Source organism: uncultured Alcanivorax sp. (assembly GCF_947258575.1).
Lineage (GTDB): Bacteria > Pseudomonadota > Gammaproteobacteria > Pseudomonadales > Alcanivoracaceae > Alcanivorax.
Genome location: NZ_CAMYIV010000012.1, coordinates 32,523 through 49,343 on the forward strand (window position 1 = coordinate 32,523; position 16,821 = coordinate 49,343).

Genomic DNA, 16,821 nt, shown 5'->3' on the forward strand with positions numbered 1-16,821 from the left:
GAAGCCGCTGTAGGAGTTCCTCTTGAGGGACGAACCACCCGTGAGCGTGGACATCGCCCGCAGGGCGATCAGGAGTACCGAGCACTGTTAGAGTGATGAAAGCATGCTTCCTCGCTCAGCTCGGATTCGTCCCTCAAGAGGGGTATTCGCTGCGCTCCCCTTCGGGCCGCACGGAACTACGTGCGTTACTCCGCTACGCTCCGTTCCTGCAGCGGCTTTGTAGATGTCACGGAGCGTGCCGTCAGGCAAGTTCACGGGCTCTCGCAATTCGCCGGGGAGGTGCGCTGATACAGTGGCAGCGCCACCTCCATCCGTTCTTCCAGTGCCTCGATCCGCGATTCGTGGTTCGGGTGGGTAGAAAGAAACTCCAGTGGCTGTCCGTCCCCTGCGGCGGCCATATTGCGCCACAGTTCGGTACTTTCTCGCGGATCGAAGCCGGCACTGGCCATCAATTCCAGACCCATCACATCGGCTTCTTCCTCGTGGGCACGGCTGAAGGGCAGGGCAATGCCCAGATGGGCGCCAAGCCCCAGGGCCTGGATGATCCGCTCGCTGTCTCCGTCTCCCTCGCTGAATAACCCCACCAGTAATAATACCGCCTTGATACCCAGCTCTTGGGTCAGGCGCTCATTACCGTGTCGAGCCAGCACATGAGCCACCTCGTGGCCGATGACGGCGGCCAGTTGGGCATCATTGCCGGCCACGTCCAGCAAGCCCTGATTTACGCCAATCTTGCCGCCAGGCAGGGCGAAGGCGTTGGGCGTGGGGTCATCAAACAGCACGATTTCCCAGGTGTCCGGCATGGGGGTGCCGGGAAAGCGGTTGCCTACTTCCAGCAGAATTTCCCGGGCGATGCACTGCACGCGGGCATTACGGCTCGTATTCTCGCTGGCCGGGACCTGTTGCTGCATCTGCAGGAAGGCCTGGCTGCCAAACTGGGCCATCATCGATTCGGGTATCAGTGCCAACTGGTCGCGACCGGTAGGGGTCTTGTCGCAGCCGCTGACCAGTATCAGGGTGGCAAGCAGAAAGAGACGTATCTTCATGGGCTGTCCTGCGGTGAGTGCAGTGTCAGGATAAGGGGGAAGCCGATAGGAGTGTAGCCCTTGGGCGGGCAGGCGATTGTGCAGCATAAAAAAAGCCCCGCTCGTTTGAGCGGGGCTTTTCAAGATGGTGCCCGGAGGCGGAATCGAACCACCGACACGGGGATTTTCAATCCCCTGCTCTACCGACTGAGCTATCCGGGCAATCAGGGCGCGTATTAAAGCGGCTCGGGCCGGAGGCGTCAAGTGATCAGCGGCTATTTGTTCGCATCGTGAGCAGGGGGAACATAACCCTCGGCTTTTTCGTAGTTTTCGTTGTTCAAAAAACGATCACGCTGCTCGTCCAGAAACCCTTTTGCCTGTGGGTCCATCACGTTCAGGTGCTTTTCGTTGATCAGCATGGTCTGCTCGTGGAGCCACTCCTGCCAGGCTTTGCGAGATACATTGTCGAAGATGTCCTGCCCCTTGGGGCCGGGGAAGGGGGGGCGGTCCAGGCCTTCCAGTTCGCTCTGGTATTTGCGGCAGAAAACCGTGCGACTCATAACGTCTCCATGGTGCGGAATGGGAATGGCGGGACTATAACATGCTCGTCTGCTGTGGGCGGTCGAGCCGGCTCAACAGTTTTTTGACCGGGGCGGCCAGCCCCAATTCGCCCGGGGCCGCCGGGTCCACCCAGCGGCCGTTGCTGTCTCGTGTGCCGACCGTTTGTACCCGGAGTTCCAGCGGGGTGATATCCAGATGGAAGTGGCTGAAGGTATGACGAAAGCCCGGCAGGGGCTGCGGTGTGTCACTGGCACTGAGTGCTCGCTGGGCCAGCGCCTCGTCGAAAAGGTCGACGTCTTCTGTCTGTGGGAAGCACCACAGGCCGCCCCAGATACCCGAGGATGGCCGGGGTTCCAGCCACACCCGGCCTTGTGTATCTCGCAGGATCAGCATCACGGTGGTGCGTACCGGCAGAGCCTTCTTCGGTTTGCGTCCGGGATAGTCCTGCGGGTTGCCATTGGCGTGGGCCTGGCAGTGGGGTTGTATCGGACAGGCGCTGCAGTTGGGCGTGCCCCTGGTGCAGACGGTGGCGCCGAGATCCATCATGGCCTGGGTGTAGTCTGCCAGTCGCTGGTGGGGGGTGTAATGTTCTGCCAGTTCCCACAGGCGGTTTTCCACCGGTTTCTTGCCGGGCCAGCCTTCCACCGCATGCAGGCGCGCCAGGACCCGTTTCACGTTGCCGTCGAGAATGGCGGCACGGACACCTCGGCTCTGGGCGAGAATGGCGCCGGCGGTGGAGCGGCCGATGCCGGACAGGGCGGCGACCTCCTCCACGGTATGCGGGAAGTCACCCGCATGTTCCGCCACCAGCGTTTGCGCGCACTTGTGCAGGTTGCGGGCGCGGGCGTAGTAGCCCAGGCCGGTCCACAGGTGCAGCACTTCATCCTGGGCGGCGCTGGCCAGGCTGTGTACATCCGGAAAGCGCTCCATAAACCGCTGGAAGTAGGGAATGACGGTGGTGACCTGGGTCTGCTGCAGCATGATTTCCGAAACCCACACCTGATAGGGCGTGCGGGGGTGCTGCCAGGGCAGGCTTTGGCGACCGTATTGGTCGTACCAGGCGAGCACGGCATCGCTGACGGTGGCGGGGGAGATCGGGGAGGGACTGCGCATGCGGCGAGTTGTACCTGTGAAGACGCTGGCATGCAACACGCTTCACGCCCTGCGCCGGTGACGAAACCGGCGTGGCGTGTAGCGTGAGGCGCGCCGCGCGAGGGGTTAGTTAAACAACTTTTTCAGGCCGTCCTTGAGCTGCTTGTCCACTTCTTCCTTGGCTTTTTTCTTGGCGGCATCCTTGATGACTTCTTCGGCGGTGTCGCCCTCGCCGTCGATGCCCAGCTTGTCCTTGATCTTTTGCTGAGCGGCTTTGGCGGCGACTTGCTTGCCAATGTCCTTGAAGCCGGATTTGTCCGGGCCACACCATTTGGCGGGGCTGCCGCCCAGGTTGCCTTCACAGCGCAGCGGCCAGGTGGTGCCTTCCAGGTACTTGGACGTGCCCAGTTCCGGGGACTGCATGCCGATCTTCAGGTCGAAATCCTGGTTGAGGATATTCATCCAGCCGTTACCGGTGATCTCCCCTTTGCTAAGTATCGCATTCAGGCTGTCCAGGTAGGCCACGTTCTTGTCCAGGCGCGCCTTGGTGGTCAGATCCACGATCTTGGTGTCTTCGGACAGGGCGCTGGGTAGCTTGCCAGATTCCTGGCTGGGGATCAGGGCTGTGGCCAGGCCCTGGAATTGGCCAAGCATATCGTTCACGCCGCCCACCAGCGTCTGGTAAAGGTTGAGACCGCGCACGGTGGTATCGGCCAGTGACATGTCGATAGTGCCTTTTGCGGAATCCATCAGTGCTTTTTCACTATTGCCGCTGGCGCTGTAGCTGCCGTTCATGGCGAAAATGCCCTTGGCCAGATCGTCTTCCAGTGCCAGTTGCACCAGTGGCTGAATCTGCATGCTGGTCACGGTGTTGCTGGCGGTGATGCGTGGAGTCTTGCCGGACGCATCCAGCTTCCCTTTGGCGCTGAAGCTGCCGCCGAGGGTGTCGCCACTGGCTTCAGTAAGCTGCAGGATGCCGTTGTTGGCAGTGACTGCAAATTTCAGGTTGCTCGCGTCGATGGTGTCGTACTTCAGGCTGCCGATGCGCAGCTTGCCATCCATGACAAGCGGCCGGAGGCTCTCTACCGGAATCAGTTCTGCGGTGGACAGGTTGGCCGTGCCGCCATCCTTGCCGCCGCCAGCGGCAGCGGTGGCCGGCTCATCCGAGGACGGCGGTATATAGCCGTCCAGAGTGATCTGATCCAGCGCCAGGTCAAAGACGATCTTGCCACTTTCCAGGCTGGCCAGGCCGGCGCTGCCGCTGAGGGTGCTGCTGTCCAGCGTGATTTTCAGCGGGTTGGCCATGACGCTGCCGGGCTCGCCGGCCAGAGTGGTTTCCATGGCGATATTGCTGAGCGCCTTGCTGTCGGTGGTCTCGATGGGGGCTTCGCCGATGGCTTCCAGTACCTTGTTGGCGTCAAAGGAGGCCGTTGCCAGTTTGCCGCTGAGCTGCATGTCGCCAGTGAGGGCGGCGATGTCGATGTTGCCGCGGGTTTCGGTGCCGGCGGCGGTGAGCAGCAGGTCCTTGATGGAGACAGTGTCTTCGTTGAGGTTCACGTCGAGCTTCTGTTCCAGGTGCACATCCACTGGCATGGTGGTGGCGCCAGCGATGTTGGCGTCCAGGATCATCGGGTCGAGGATGAAATGATTGGCATCCAGGTCGGTGGTGAGAGTGGTATCCAGATTCAGGTCCACGCGCATGTCGCTTTGGTCCTGATAACGCAGTGACATTTGCAGCGGGAACGCTTCATCCAGATTGACATCCTGGGCGTTCAGGTTGAAATGCTCTACCACGATGTCGGTGCCGTCGCTGGTATTGCGATAGCGCACCTTGCCGTCGGTGACGGCCACGCTGGGAATGGTCAGGGGAATATCCAGACTGCTGCTGCCTTCCTCGTCAGCGGTGGTAGTTGCCTCTTCCGGCGTTTCTGGCGCTGCAGTTTGCGGGCCGATCTGCTCCCAGTTGGCGCCATCCGGGCCATCGATCAGGTTCACATCCAGGCCTGCCAGCGTGATGCCGTCCATCTCGACCTGGCCGTACAGCAGGGGAAGCACTGCAACGCTGACGCTGGCCGCGTCGAGCGCGGCAAACAGCTCTTCCTCATCCGCGATGCGGGCCTCGGTGCGGCCCAGGCTGACGCCCAGCGATGGCCAGAATTGCCATGCCAGGTCACCCTGGATATCCAGAGTCAGATTGGCCTGCTCCCTGGCCTGTTTTTCAATTTCCGGTTTGAACTCGTTGGGATCAATCACCTGTGTGATCACAAAAACCGCAATAGCCAATAGCAGAATGATGGCAAAAATTGTGATCAGCAAAATTTTTATCAAGCGTCCCATGGAGCTCTCCTTGCGTGTTGGACGATGGACCCGGATTATACCAGTCGGAAATGACTGACTGATAACTTAGCATTGATCGTGTGAGTTTAGGGGAAGGACCTTTGCAAAAGTTCCAATTTTCAGTGTTGATGCTTCTGCTTGTGTGGTGCGGCCTGACGACGGCCGCTCAGGGCAGGACGGTGGCACTGGCTGATGCCAAGGAGAAAGTGCTGCTGGGCGAATACATGCAGATCCTGGAAGATCCGGAAGGCGACTGGACTCTGGATCAGGTGCGTGACCAGTTTGCCAGTCGTTTTCGCAACAGCGAAAGCAGTGCCCTGAACTTCGGTTTCACCCGCAGCACTTTCTGGTTGCGCATTGCCGTGGATGCCACCGGTGTGGACGGAAGCTGGTTTCTGGTGGAGCGCCATCCGATCCTTGATGAGCTGACTCTTTATGCTCCAGACGGGGATGGCAATTACCGCGCTTTGGAAGTGGGGGACACTCGGGACTTTGACCAGCGACCCATGAAGCACCGGGCCTTTGTGTTTGGCCTGGAAACCGACGATCCCGGGGTTAAGGAGTATTACCTCAAGGTACGCGGCAAGGGCGCCCTCAACATGATGCCGGCGCTCTACAGTGCCAAGGGGCTGGTGGAGTTCACATACCTTGAGCAATTGATGCAGGGTCTGTTTTACGGCTCCCTGGTGATTATGCTGGTCTACAACCTGCTGCTCTACCTGTCCCTGCGCGACAATGTGCATCTGCACTTCGTGATGTTCCTGGGCGGGATAATTTTTTTCAACATCAATGTCAGCGGCTTTGGGTTGCAATACTTGTGGCCACAAACGCCCAAGATCAACGAATACTTCTGGCTTAGCACCTATGTGATTACATTGGCTCTGGCCCTTTATTCACGCCAATTTCTGCAACTGGCGCAGCGTTTCCCCCGCTATGATCGTCTGATAAAGCATTATCTGATGATGGTTGGTGGTGCCTTTTTGCTGCAGTGGCTCATGGAGCCCCCCTGGACCTATCACCTTTCCACGGTCATTGCGCTGATGACCATCGTGCTGTTCAGCTGGCTGGGCTGGATGGTCTGGCGGCAAGGGTTTCGAGTTGCGCGGCTCTATGTGCTGGCCTGGTCGGTGTTTCTGCTGACTATCTTCCTGTTCGCCCTGGGCAATCTTGGGTTGATGCCCTATAGCGTGTTCGTGCCTTATCTGCCGCATTTTGGCGCCCTGTGGGTGGTAGTCATGCTGTCGCTGGCGCTGGGCGACCGGATTCGCTTTCTGGAGACCGAGCGCAAACAGCTGGCCCTTGAGGCGCAACAGAATCTGGAGCGGCATCTGGCAGATATCGAGCAGATGAACCAGGACAAATCCATGTTCCTGCAGTACATCAGTCACGAGCTGAATACGCCGATTAACTGGATCGGTGCGGCTGACTCCCTGGGCCAGGATTCACAGGGTGACCAGGATGTGGATGTCTGGGCCATGGTGCGCAAGGGCCAGCGGCGGCTGACCGGTATCGTCAGCACCTCGCTGCGTTATTTCGATTTGTCAGACCGCAATCAGCCGCCACCGGTGGGTAACTGTCAGCCCATGTGGGTGCTGGATGGGATTTTGCGTGAGCAAGCCGGGCGGATTGAGCAGAGCGGCATCGCCGTGCGTAACCGTGTATCACCGAACCTGCGGGTCAACGCCAGTGAAGGGGAGCTGCAGGAAGTGTTGTCCATTGGCCTGGACAATGCCCTGCGTTTCAGTGCTGAAGGCGGCAGCGTGGACATTTCCAGTGAAGTGGATGTGTCCGGCGGTTACGCGGAGATTCGCATCCGGGATGAGGGCAAGGGCGCCACGGCGGAGCAGCTTGAGCATATTCTTGAGCCCTTCTTCGTGATGGGCTCGCGCCACCACGAGGAAGGTTTCGGTCTGTCACTGGCCATGGCCCGGGTGATGATCGAACAGGTGGATGGCCAGCTATGGGCGGAAAGCCCGGGGCCCGGGCGCGGCTTTACCCTGCATATTCGCCTGCCGCTCTCGGACATGCAGGCACCGCGGGCATAACCGTTACCGCGCGGGGGCACAGATCAGCGTGTTGGGTCGCATTTGCGGGGCAGGGCCAGGATTGCCCCCAGTTGCTGGCCGATCAGACGCAGGAAGTCCTTGCCCACTCCCCGGCCCCGGGTGGCCGGGTGTACCACCACCCAGTCCAGCTCGGACCGATCTTCTTCTACCAGCGCCACTGCCACCCGTTTGCCGTTGAAATGGGCGGCAAACAGGCGTTTGCCGCCGGCAGCCACCGCCGCGTCCAGTTTTTCCCGGTATTGCGGGTCATCGCGCAGCACCTGATCGAAGGTGGCGGCCTGTTCCGACGATAAAGGGTGGGATTCAGCACTGATCGGCATGAAATTGCTCCGCTGGTTAGGCTCTGTCAGGGTGCGTATAATAACCGGCCCACTGCCCTGGGTAACCCCTGGAGATATAGATGAGCAAGCGCAGCGCCACTGTTGAGCGCAACACCCTGGAAACCCAGATCCAGGTCTCCATCAATCTGGATGGCACCGGCCAGTGCAAACTGGATACCGGCCTGCCGTTCCTGGAGCACATGCTGGACCAGGTGGCCCGCCATGGTCTGGTGGATATCGAGATAAAGGCCAAGGGGGATTTGCACATCGATGCCCACCACACGGTGGAGGACATCGGCATTACCCTGGGCCAGGCTTTTACCAAGGCGATTGGCGACAAGAAAGGGGTGCGCCGTTACGGTCATGCTTATGTGCCACTGGATGAGGCCCTGTCCCGCGTGGTGCTGGACCTGTCTGGCCGTCCCGGCCTGGAAATGTTCGTGGACTTTACCCGGGGCAGCATCGGCGGCTTCGACGTGGACCTGTTCTACGAATTCTTCCAGGGCCTGGTGAACCACGCCATGATCACCCTGCACATCGATAACCTGCGTGGCAAGAACGCCCACCATCAGGCAGAGACTGTGTTCAAGGCTTTCGGTCGTGCCCTGCGCATGGCGGTGGAGCCGGACCCGCGCATGAGCGGCATTACCCCGTCCACCAAGGGCACCCTGAGCGAAAGCGAGTAATCACAGCTTATGAGTGAAGTAGTAGCCGTCATTGATTACGGCATGGGCAATCTGCACTCCGCCGGAAAGGCGCTGGAAAAGGTGGCCAGTGGGCAGCAGATCGTCATCACCGGTGACCCGGATCAGGTACGGGCGGCAGATCGGGTGGTGTTCCCCGGTGTTGGCGCCATCCGTGACTGTATCGCGGTACTGCGCGACACCGGCCTGGACCGGGCCATTCTGGATGTGATTGCCGCCGGCAAGCCGGTGTTGGGCATCTGTGTGGGCATGCAGGCCCTGATGGCGCGCAGTGAGGAGAACAACGGCGTCGATTGCCTGGGCGTGTTCGGCGGTCAGGTGACTTTTTTCGGCGAGTTGCAGAATGATACCGGTGGCCGTCTGAAGGTGCCGCACATGGGCTGGAACCAGGTGCGACAGGGTATGGCGCACCCCATGTGGGCAGGCATTGCCGATAACACCCGGTTCTACTTCGTGCACAGCTACTGCGTCACCGGGTTGGTGGATGAGGAAGTGGCGGGTCGTTGTGATTACGGTCTGACCTTTGCCGCTGCGGCTACCCGAAAAAATGTCTTTGCGGTGCAGTTTCACCCTGAGAAGAGCGCAGATGCCGGCCTGACGCTGCTGGAAAATTTCCTGCGCTGGCAGCCGTGAAGTCGCTGACCGTTGCAGTGGGTCGCCGACAGTAATGTCACCACTAACGTCGTTATTCCCCGCGCAAGCGTAAACCCAGCTTTTGAGATTTTGACATGCTTTTGATTCCCGCCATCGACCTGAAAGACGGTAAATGTGTACGCCTGAAGCAGGGGCGTATGGAAGACGATACGGTGTTTTCCGATGACCCGGTGGCTGTGGCCAGCCACTGGGTGGAGCGCGGCGCCCGTCGTCTGCACCTGGTGGACCTGAACGGTGCCTTTGCCGGGGAGCCGGTGAATGGTGATATCGTCAAGGCAATTGCCAAGGCGCATCCGGATCTACCGATCCAGATTGGCGGCGGTATTCGCAGCCCGGAAATCATCCAGGCCTATCTGGATGCCGGGGTGCAATGGGTGATTATCGGCACCAAGGCGGTTAACGAGCCGCAGTTCGTCAAGGAAATGTGCCAGCAGTTCCCCGGCCACATCATCGTTGGTCTGGATGCGAAGGATGGCAAGGTCGCCACCGATGGCTGGGCCAATGTCACTGATGTGGATGTAATCGATCTGGCCAAACAGTTCGAGAACGATGGTGTATCCGCCATCGTCTATACCGATATCAGCCGTGACGGCATGCTGCAGGGCGTCAATGTGGACGCCACCGTGCGCCTGGCCCAGTCCATGTCCATCCCGGTGATTGCGTCCGGTGGTATCACCAATCTGGATGATGTGCGTGACCTGTGTGCAGTGGCGGATCAGGGCATTAGTGGCGCCATTACCGGCCGCGCCATCTACGAGAACACCCTGGACTTCGGCGAAGGCCAGGCACTGTCCGACGAACTGATCGGCGCCTGACGGGGACGCATTATGGGCTTAGCCAAACGCATTATTCCGTGTCTCGATGTGGACGCCGGCCGGGTGGTAAAGGGCGTGCAGTTCGTGGACATCCGCGATGCCGGTGACCCGGTGGAAATTGCCAAGCGCTACAACGACGCCGGCGCTGACGAAATTACCTTTCTGGATATCACCGCCAGCCACCAGGAGCGTGACACCACCCTGCACATCGTGGAGCGGATCGCCAGCCAGGTGTTTATTCCGCTCACCGTGGGCGGTGGCGTACGGACTCTGGAAGATATCCGTAATCTGCTCAATGCCGGTGCTGACAAAGTGGGCATAAACTCGGCGGCGGTGCACAATCCGGAATTTGTCCGCGAGGCGGCGGAGCGTTTTGGCTCCCAGTGCATCGTGGTAGCCATTGATGCCAAGAAAGTCAGTGCCGAGAGCGAGACCAATCGCTGGGAAATCTTCACCCATGGTGGCCGCAAGCCCACCGGGCTGGATGCGGTAGCCTGGGCAAAGCAGATGACCGACTACGGTGCCGGTGAAATCCTGCTCACCAGCATGGACCGGGATGGCACCAAGAATGGTTTTGATATTGCCCTGACACGGGCCATTGCCGATGCCGTGCCGGTGCCGGTGATCGCGTCCGGCGGGGTCGGCAACCTGCAGCACCTGGTAGACGGCGTGGTCCAGGGCGGTGCCGATGCGGTGCTGGCCGCCTCCATTTTCCACTTCGGTGAATACTCCGTGCAGGAGGCCAAGCAGTTTATGCAGGCCGCCGGCGTGGAGATGCGGCTGGACTAGCGGCGCTACCCCGTCGACCCGCTGGCGCTTTGCTCGCAAGGCGAATCTTTCGGTTGCCTTTACCCTTCGCTTTGCGAGCAAAGCTCCAACAGGTATATCAGACCGGGGTCGCATATGTAGCAAGGCAGCCGCTTTGTACTGGCTGTCAGTGAAATCCTGTTTTACTCTCGAGGCTTTACCAAGAATAAAACCTCGGGAGAGTGGCAATGGGTTCCAATGCGCTAATCGATATCGGCCTGCCGGTATCGCTGTTTCTGATCATGGTGGGGATGGGCATGACCCTGACTCCCAAGGACTTCCGCGAAGTCGCCATCGCCCCGCGCGGCACCTTCTTCGGCCTGCTGGCCCAGATTCTTCTGTTACCTCTCATCGCCCTGGGTGTGGCCCTGGCGCTGGAGTTGTCACCGGCATTGGCGGTGGGATTGATCGTGATTGCCGCCTGTCCCGGTGGCACAACGTCCAATCTTTTCGTCTACCTGGGCCGCGGTGATGTGGCCCTGTCCATTGTGCTGACGGTACTGGCCAGCCTGATCACCATTGTTACCCTGCCGGCCTTTACCGGTTGGGCGCTGGAGCGCTTTCAGGATGCGGACAAAGTGCTGGAGCTGCCGGTGCTGCGCACCATCATTACCCTGTTTGTGATCATTCTGCTGCCGGTGGCCGTGGGCATGACGATTCGCCATTTCCGCCAGGACTGGGCGCAAAAGGGCGAGAAGGCGGTAGGTTTGCTGGGTTTGCTGGTGCTAGTGGCGGTGATTGCGTTGCTGATGGTAGAGCTGGGTGAAGAAGCGCTGGAGCTGTTCCGCAAGGCAGGGTTGTCGGCGGTGATTCTGAACATTGCCGGACTGGTACTGGGGCTGGTGGGTGGACGTCTGATCGGCTTGAGCCGGGACCAGGCCTTTACCGTCGCCATCGAGCTGGGTATCAAAAATGGCACCCTGGGGCTGATGGTGACCCTGACCCTGTTGCACTCCGAAGCCATGTCGGTGCCGTCTGCGGTGTACGGGGTGCTGATGTTTGTCTTCGGTTTCCTGATGATCGGCTATGCCAGGCTCACCGGTATCGGCCGGGGCCGGGCAGAGCCGGTTTCCGAATAGCCGGACTCAGGACCCGGCGTGGGTGCTATTTCCCGTAGTGGCAGTGTCCAGCGCCGGGGTGTCCAGTAGCGAAGAAACCGGCACCACTTGAATGCCGGCATCGTCCATCAATGGCAGTACCTGCTGCAGATAATGGACGGTTTCCGGATAAGGGTGACCGATGGCAATCGCCTGGCCGCGCTGGCGGGCCAGGCGGATCAGTTTGTTGAACTGGGCATTGATCTTGGCCAGATCACGCTCGTTATCCAGGAAGATATCGCGTCCGGCGTTGGCCAGCCCCTGTTGCCGTGCCACCCGCTGGGCCACTGAGCGGCCACTGGTGCGGCTATCCACGAAGAATAGTTGATGGGCTTTCAGTTCTGCCATCAGCCAGCCCATGGGTTCGTCCTGTTCGGTGAGTGCACTACCCATGTGGTTGTTGAGGCCCCGTGCCTGGGGGATCTGGCTGAGTGCCTGGCGTACGGTATCGAGTAGTTCGTTTTCGCTGATTCCCTGCTGGAGTCCGCCGCGATCCAGGCGAATATGCTCACCGGCGGCCATGGGCAGATGGACCAGCACTTCCTTGCCGGCCCGGCTGGCGCGCTCGGCCAGTTTGCGCCCGTGCGGGGAATAGGGGATCACCGCGCAGGTCACCGGCGCGGGTAGATCGGCAATGGCCTGGCCGTTCTGGCGGTGATAGCCCAGATCATCAATGATGATGGCAATGCGCGGCTGGGCTGTGGCAGTGGCTGTGGCCAGCAACAGCACCAGACCCATGGCGAGACGGCGCATCAGTGGCTTTCGTGATTGCGGGCCAGTACCACGCCTTTCAGCACGGACAGGGCCTGAGCCAGGGCGTAATCTTCCTGGGCAAGGGACAGGCGCTTGCCGTCGTCGCGACTTTCTCCGTTTTCGTTGTTCAGGTGACGGGGCAAGTCTGCTTCTCGTACCTGCATGTCTTCACGGACTTCGAGCTTGGTGACCACGTCCACGGCGATGTCCGGTTCAATGCCTTCGGCCTGAATGGAGCGACCATCGGGTGTGTAGTAACGGGCGGTGGTCAGCTTCAGGGCCTTGTCCTTGCTCAGCGGCAGCACGGTCTGTACCGAGCCCTTGCCGAAGGTGCGATTGCCCACCACGATGGCGCGGCCCTGATCCTGCAGGGCGCCGGCGACGATTTCCGAGGCGGACGCGCTGCCGCCATTGACCAGCACCACCATGGGCATGCCATTCAGGCGGTCGCCGGGTTTGGCATTGAAGTCGCTGCGGCTGCTTTTCTCGCGGCCCTGGGTATAGACAATCAGGCCGTTGTCCATGAACAGGTCGGCCACTTCCACGGCGCCACCCAGTACGCCGCCGGGGTTGTTGCGCAGGTCCAGCACCAGGCCGCGCAAGCTGTCTTCCTTGGCCAGCTTGTCCAGGGCCTTGCGGGCATCGTTGCCGGTATTGTTCTGAAATTGGGAAATGCGCAGATAGCCCAGCCCGGGCTCCAGAATGCGGGATTTGACGCTGTGCAGCTGGATCTTGTCGCGCTCGAGGGTGACCTGGTGGGGTTTTTCATCCCCTTCGCTAAGCACCATCAGTTCGATTTCCGAGCCGATCTCGCCGCGCATCAGTTCCACGGCCTCGCTCAGGGTCAGCCCTTTCACAAAGGTCTGGTCTATTTTCAGGATCAGGTCGCCGGCCTGGATGCCGGCCTTGCTGGCCGGGGAGCCGTCCACCGGGGTAACCACCTTGACGAAGCCGTCTTCCATGGTGACTTCGATGCCCAGGCCGCCGAACTCACCGGTGGTGGTGACTTGCAGGTCGTCAAACTGGTCCGGGGTCAGGTAGCTGGAGTGGGGGTCCAGTTCGTAGAGCATGCCGCGAATGGCGGATTCCAGCAGTTCGCGGTCATCAACCTCATCGATATAGGCGCTGCGGATGCGTTCCATGACTTCGGCAAAGGCACGCAGTTCATCCACGGGCACGCCTTGCTGGCGGGCCTGTTGATCCAGTGCCGGGTCTTCGGCATGAAGGCTGGCGAGGGGGACGGCTGATAGCAGTGCCGTCACCACAGCGGTGCGCAGAAAGGACAAGGTTGGCGTTGGCATTCAGTATCCCCGGCAGGCACGCGACATCAATGCGCGCGCTTTAATCATTTGTGTTTTGGGCCAGTGGCGGCAGTGTAACACGGCGATTACACCAGCGTGTGGGGTTCACTGCCTTGCCGCGATGGCGTATCTCGAAGTACAGACCACTGGCACGATTGCCGCCGGAATTGCCGGCCAGCGCCAGGCTGTCACCGGCTGATACCCACTCGCCCACTTCCCGCAACAGGCTCTGGTTATAACCATACAGGGTCAGGTAGCCGTTGCCGTGATCGACAATGGTGAGCAGGCCGTAGCCGCGCAGCCAGTCTGCAAACACGACGCGGCCGGCGTACACCGACCGCACCGGTGTGCCGGCAGACGCATTCAGGATGACTCCCTGCCAGCGTAGCGCCCCTTCGCGGGCACTGTTGTAGCTGGTGCCGATATTTCCATCCAGAGGCCATGGCAGTTTGCCGGCCAGCTTGCCGAAGGGTTTGCCGCCCAGGTCGGCGGGGATATCGTCGAGACTGCGCTGCATGTCTGCCAGCAATTTTTCCAGCTGCTGTTGGTCTTGCTTGAGCTGGCTGAGGCTGGAGCTGCGGTCATCCAGGGAGCGGTTCAGGCTGGCCAGGGTCTGCTGGCGGCTTTTCTGGGCCCCCTGCAATTTATCGGCATGGCGCTGTACGTCGCTGCGCTTGTCGAGCAGGGCCTGGCGTGCCTGCTCCACGCGCAGGCTGACAGCCATCAGTTCATCAAGCTCACCATTCACCTGTTGCAAGCGATCACTGCGAGCGCGCTGGTAGTATTCCTGGTAGCGCAGCAGGCGGGCAATCTGGTCCGGTTGCTCCTGGTTCAGCAGCAGTTTGATGCGTTCCTGGCGGCCGGCCTGATAACTGGCGCGGACGGTTTTGGCCAGCCAGTTGAGCTGGGTCTGTTTTTCCCGGGCCAGTTGAGCCTGTTCCTTTTCCAGTTTGGCCAATCGTCGGCGTGCCTCGCCGGCCTGTTGTTCCAGATTGCGTTGCTCCCGGGACAGGCGACTGATGCGCAGCTCGGCTTCGCGCAAATCCGCCTGAACCGAATCGCGCTTGCGCAGTTCCCGGTTCTGGGCGGCACTGAGCTCGCTGATGCGGTCCTTGAGCTGCTCCAGCTGGGCCTTTGAGGGGGTGTTCTCGCCCCAGGCCAGGGCGGGCAGAAGTAATAGCAGCAGTATTCCGGGGCGCATGGTTTTACCTTACCCCCTTGCGGGTGTGTATACTTGGCGCCGATTTTCCATCGGCGCGGGGCTGTCCAATTATCTGCACAGTGTCGGCCATTGCCACTGATTCGGGGTTCCAATGAGCCAATTGCTTGAGTTTGCCAGTAACCATTACCTTCTGGTGTCCGCCTTTTTTCTGCTGTGGGCCGTTTTCTTTGTGCTTGAGTCCCGCCGTGGCGGCAAGGCTCTGAGTCCTCAGCTGGCCACCAATCTGGTCAACCAGAAGGATGCGGTGATTGTTGACCTGCGCGATAGCGATGAGTTTCGTGCCGGGCATATTGCCGGCAGCATCAATATCCCTGCCAGCCAAGCCCTTGAGCGTATTGCAGAACTGGAAAAATACAAGGACAAACCCATTATTCTGACTTGTGATATGGGCGCCAAGGCCTCACATCTCGGTCGTCAGCTGCGTGGTAAGGGCTTTGACGAGCTGTATCGCATCCAGGGCGGACTTAACGCCTGGCGCGGGGCTTCCCTGCCTGTGGTTAAAGACTAGGCGGGAGGTGAATATGGCCAAGGTGGAGCTTTATACCACAGGTTGGTGCCCTTTTTGCGTTCGCGCCAAGCAGTTGCTGAACAGCAAAAACATTTCTTACCAGGACACGGATGTGGACCGAGAGCCTGATCAACGTGCGGTGATGATGCAGCGCGGCGGGGCTCGTACGGTGCCACAGATCTTTATTGATGACCGCCCCATCGGCGGTTGTGATGAACTTTATGCTCTGGAGCGCGCAGGGGAGCTGGATTCGCTGCTCGGCGCCAATTCGGGGGAGTCGGGAACAAGGTAACAGGAGAAAAACGATGGCCGAACAACAACAGGTTTTCCAGCTGCAGCGTATTTATCTGAAGGATGCGTCTTTCGAGTGCCCGGGAGCCCCGGAAGTGTTTCTGGAAGAGTGGAAACCCAAGGTCAATGTGCAGCTCAATAACGGCGCCCGCCGCATTGGCGAGACCGATGAATTTGAAGTGGAACTGACCGTCACAGTGACGGCCAAGGACGAGAAGGAAGAGAAAACCTTCTATCTGGCGGAAGTGAAGCAGGCCGGTATCTTCACCGTGAAAGGTGTGGAGGGCGAAGAGCGCGCCCAGTTGCTCGGCGCCTACTGCCCGAACCTGCTGTTCCCCTACGTTCGCGAAGTGGTCTCGGACCTGGTCGCCAAGGGCTCCTTCCCGCAGATGGTACTGCAGCCGATCAACTTCGACGCCCTGTACCAGCAGCAACGCCAGCAGCAGGCAAAAGCGCAGGCGGAAGCTGAGGGTGAGACGGTTCAGTAAATTCAGTGAGCAGTTAATAGTGAATAATTAACAGTTCGCGGACTGGCACTGTTGCCGGTCTTTAACGCAAGAGGCCGCGTCCAACCTTTGGGCGCGGCCTCTTGCGTTCAGGAACAGATAAAACCGTATCGCGACGCTGTTCACTGTTAACTATTCACTGTTACCTGCCCCTATGTAGTCCAGCTGTCGCCATGCCTCATACAGCGTCACCGACACTGCATTGGCAAGATTAAGGCTGCGGCTGTTCGCCACCATGGGCAGGCGCAGTTTTTGTGTGGGTGGCAGGCTGTCGAGAATGTCGGTGGGCAGGCCGCGGGTTTCCGGGCCGAATAGCAACACATCCTCGTCCACGAAAACCGCATCACTGTGTGGCTGGCTGGCCCGGGTGGTCAGGGCAAACAGGCGCCGGCCCGCCATCGCTTCAAGGAATGCAGAAAAATCCGCATGCACGGTGAGGTGGGCCAGTTCGTTGTAGTCCAGTCCGGCCCGGCGCAGTTTCTTTTCTTCCAGGGAAAAGCCCAACGGCTCGATCAGGTGCAGGTGAGCTCCGGTGTTGGCGGCCAGGCGAATGATATTGCCGGTATTGGGCGGGATTTCTGGTTCGAACAGTGCGATATGGAGCATGGGAACCTGTTTCAAGTCTGGGCGCAGCGAATTCTGTCGCCGGGCTCTTATTGCGACTGCGCAGTGTAGTCATTCTACCTTAACAAGGGTAATCGCCCGTTCGTGTTGCGGCGAAGCACTGCTCTTATGTTTTGCCTTGGTGGGCCGCGCATGGTA

18 protein-coding genes and 1 tRNA gene are annotated in these 16,821 nt (G+C 59.9%); 9 read left to right on the plus strand and 10 right to left on the minus strand.

Going from position 1 to position 16,821, the window contains the following annotated elements:
- Window positions 1–251: 251 nt before the first annotated feature.
- From Q0Y02_RS13605 to Q0Y02_RS13625, 5 genes are all read right to left on the minus strand, one after another.
- Window positions 252–1,046, minus strand: a complete 795-nt coding sequence (locus tag Q0Y02_RS13605) for a M48 family metallopeptidase (protein WP_297769534.1) — start codon at window positions 1,044–1,046, stop codon at window positions 252–254.
- A gap of 125 nt (window positions 1,047–1,171) precedes the next feature.
- Window positions 1,172–1,247: transfer RNA gene (locus tag Q0Y02_RS13610), tRNA-Phe, on the minus strand.
- 53 nt (window positions 1,248–1,300) lie between these two features.
- Window positions 1,301–1,585, minus strand: a complete 285-nt coding sequence (locus tag Q0Y02_RS13615) for an oxidative damage protection protein (RefSeq protein WP_035245207.1) — start codon at window positions 1,583–1,585, stop codon at window positions 1,301–1,303.
- Window positions 1,586–1,619: 34 nt separating this feature from the next.
- Complete coding sequence (gene mutY, locus Q0Y02_RS13620) at window positions 1,620–2,699, minus strand: A/G-specific adenine glycosylase (RefSeq protein ID WP_297769539.1); 1,080 nt, start codon at window positions 2,697–2,699, stop codon at window positions 1,620–1,622.
- Window positions 2,700–2,804: 105 nt separating this feature from the next.
- Window positions 2,805–5,015 carry an AsmA family protein gene (locus Q0Y02_RS13625; protein ID WP_297769542.1) on the minus strand — a complete coding sequence of 737 codons (2,211 nt, stop codon included), beginning with the start codon at window positions 5,013–5,015 and terminating at the stop codon, window positions 2,805–2,807.
- A gap of 128 nt (window positions 5,016–5,143) precedes the next feature.
- Between Q0Y02_RS13625 and Q0Y02_RS13630 the strand changes: the two genes are divergently transcribed.
- A complete protein-coding gene (locus Q0Y02_RS13630) occupies window positions 5,144–7,060 on the plus strand; it encodes a sensor histidine kinase (protein ID WP_297769545.1) in 1,917 nt (638 codons plus the stop codon).
- Between the two features lie 23 nt (window positions 7,061–7,083).
- Here Q0Y02_RS13630 and Q0Y02_RS13635 read toward each other — a convergent pair whose 3' ends face one another.
- Window positions 7,084–7,401 carry an acetyl-CoA sensor PanZ family protein gene (locus Q0Y02_RS13635; RefSeq protein WP_297769548.1) on the minus strand — a complete coding sequence of 106 codons (318 nt, stop codon included), beginning with the start codon at window positions 7,399–7,401 and terminating at the stop codon, window positions 7,084–7,086.
- 80 nt (window positions 7,402–7,481) lie between these two features.
- On the opposite strand from Q0Y02_RS13635, the gene hisB reads away from it, so the two are divergent.
- From hisB to Q0Y02_RS13660, 5 genes are all read left to right on the plus strand, one after another.
- Window positions 7,482–8,087 (plus strand): imidazoleglycerol-phosphate dehydratase HisB, encoded by a 606-nt coding sequence (hisB, locus tag Q0Y02_RS13640; protein WP_035245197.1) that lies wholly within the window; start codon window positions 7,482–7,484, stop codon window positions 8,085–8,087.
- 9 nt (window positions 8,088–8,096) lie between these two features.
- On the plus strand, window positions 8,097–8,738 hold the full coding sequence (gene hisH / locus Q0Y02_RS13645; protein WP_297769553.1) for an imidazole glycerol phosphate synthase subunit HisH: 642 nt from the start codon (window positions 8,097–8,099) through the stop codon (window positions 8,736–8,738).
- 95 nt (window positions 8,739–8,833) lie between these two features.
- The gene (gene hisA / locus Q0Y02_RS13650) at window positions 8,834–9,574 is read left to right on the plus strand and encodes a 1-(5-phosphoribosyl)-5-[(5-phosphoribosylamino)methylideneamino]imidazole-4-carboxamide isomerase (protein ID WP_297769556.1); all 741 of its coding nucleotides are present in this window, start codon (window positions 8,834–8,836) and stop codon (window positions 9,572–9,574) included.
- A 12-nt stretch (window positions 9,575–9,586) separates the two neighbouring features.
- On the plus strand, window positions 9,587–10,363 hold the full coding sequence (gene hisF / locus Q0Y02_RS13655; protein WP_272975578.1) for an imidazole glycerol phosphate synthase subunit HisF: 777 nt from the start codon (window positions 9,587–9,589) through the stop codon (window positions 10,361–10,363).
- A 206-nt stretch (window positions 10,364–10,569) separates the two neighbouring features.
- Window positions 10,570–11,460 carry a bile acid:sodium symporter family protein gene (locus Q0Y02_RS13660; protein WP_297769561.1) on the plus strand — a complete coding sequence of 297 codons (891 nt, stop codon included), beginning with the start codon at window positions 10,570–10,572 and terminating at the stop codon, window positions 11,458–11,460.
- 6 nt (window positions 11,461–11,466) lie between these two features.
- On the opposite strand, the gene Q0Y02_RS13665 is transcribed toward Q0Y02_RS13660, so the two are convergent.
- The 3 genes from Q0Y02_RS13665 to Q0Y02_RS13675 are packed head-to-tail and all read right to left on the minus strand — an operon-like array spanning window position 11,467 to window position 14,733.
- Window positions 11,467–12,231: a divergent polysaccharide deacetylase family protein gene (locus tag Q0Y02_RS13665; protein ID WP_297769564.1), complete on the minus strand. Its 765-nt coding sequence runs from the start codon at window positions 12,229–12,231 to the stop codon at window positions 11,467–11,469.
- The gene (locus tag Q0Y02_RS13670; RefSeq protein WP_297769566.1) at window positions 12,231–13,532 is read right to left on the minus strand and encodes a S41 family peptidase; all 1,302 of its coding nucleotides are present in this window, start codon (window positions 13,530–13,532) and stop codon (window positions 12,231–12,233) included. Before Q0Y02_RS13670 ends, Q0Y02_RS13665 begins: the two co-directional genes overlap by 1 nt.
- A 40-nt stretch (window positions 13,533–13,572) precedes the next feature.
- Window positions 13,573–14,733 (minus strand): peptidoglycan DD-metalloendopeptidase family protein, encoded by a 1,161-nt coding sequence (locus Q0Y02_RS13675; protein ID WP_297769569.1) that lies wholly within the window; start codon window positions 14,731–14,733, stop codon window positions 13,573–13,575.
- A 112-nt stretch (window positions 14,734–14,845) separates the two neighbouring features.
- On the opposite strand from Q0Y02_RS13675, the gene Q0Y02_RS13680 reads away from it, so the two are divergent.
- The 3 genes from Q0Y02_RS13680 to secB are packed head-to-tail and all read left to right on the plus strand — an operon-like array spanning window position 14,846 to window position 16,041.
- The gene (locus tag Q0Y02_RS13680; protein ID WP_035245184.1) at window positions 14,846–15,262 is read left to right on the plus strand and encodes a rhodanese-like domain-containing protein; all 417 of its coding nucleotides are present in this window, start codon (window positions 14,846–14,848) and stop codon (window positions 15,260–15,262) included.
- A 13-nt stretch (window positions 15,263–15,275) separates the two neighbouring features.
- Window positions 15,276–15,554, plus strand: coding sequence for a glutaredoxin 3 (gene grxC, locus Q0Y02_RS13685; RefSeq protein WP_297769572.1), 279 nt, complete (start codon window positions 15,276–15,278; stop codon window positions 15,552–15,554).
- A gap of 13 nt (window positions 15,555–15,567) precedes the next feature.
- Window positions 15,568–16,041: a protein-export chaperone SecB gene (gene secB / locus Q0Y02_RS13690; RefSeq protein ID WP_035245181.1), complete on the plus strand. Its 474-nt coding sequence runs from the start codon at window positions 15,568–15,570 to the stop codon at window positions 16,039–16,041.
- 150 nt (window positions 16,042–16,191) lie between these two features.
- Here the strand turns inward: secB and trmL are convergent, their stop codons facing one another.
- Complete coding sequence (gene trmL / locus Q0Y02_RS13695; RefSeq protein WP_297769576.1) at window positions 16,192–16,665, minus strand: tRNA (uridine(34)/cytosine(34)/5-carboxymethylaminomethyluridine(34)-2'-O)-methyltransferase TrmL; 474 nt, start codon at window positions 16,663–16,665, stop codon at window positions 16,192–16,194.
- Window positions 16,666–16,821 lie beyond the last annotated feature (156 nt).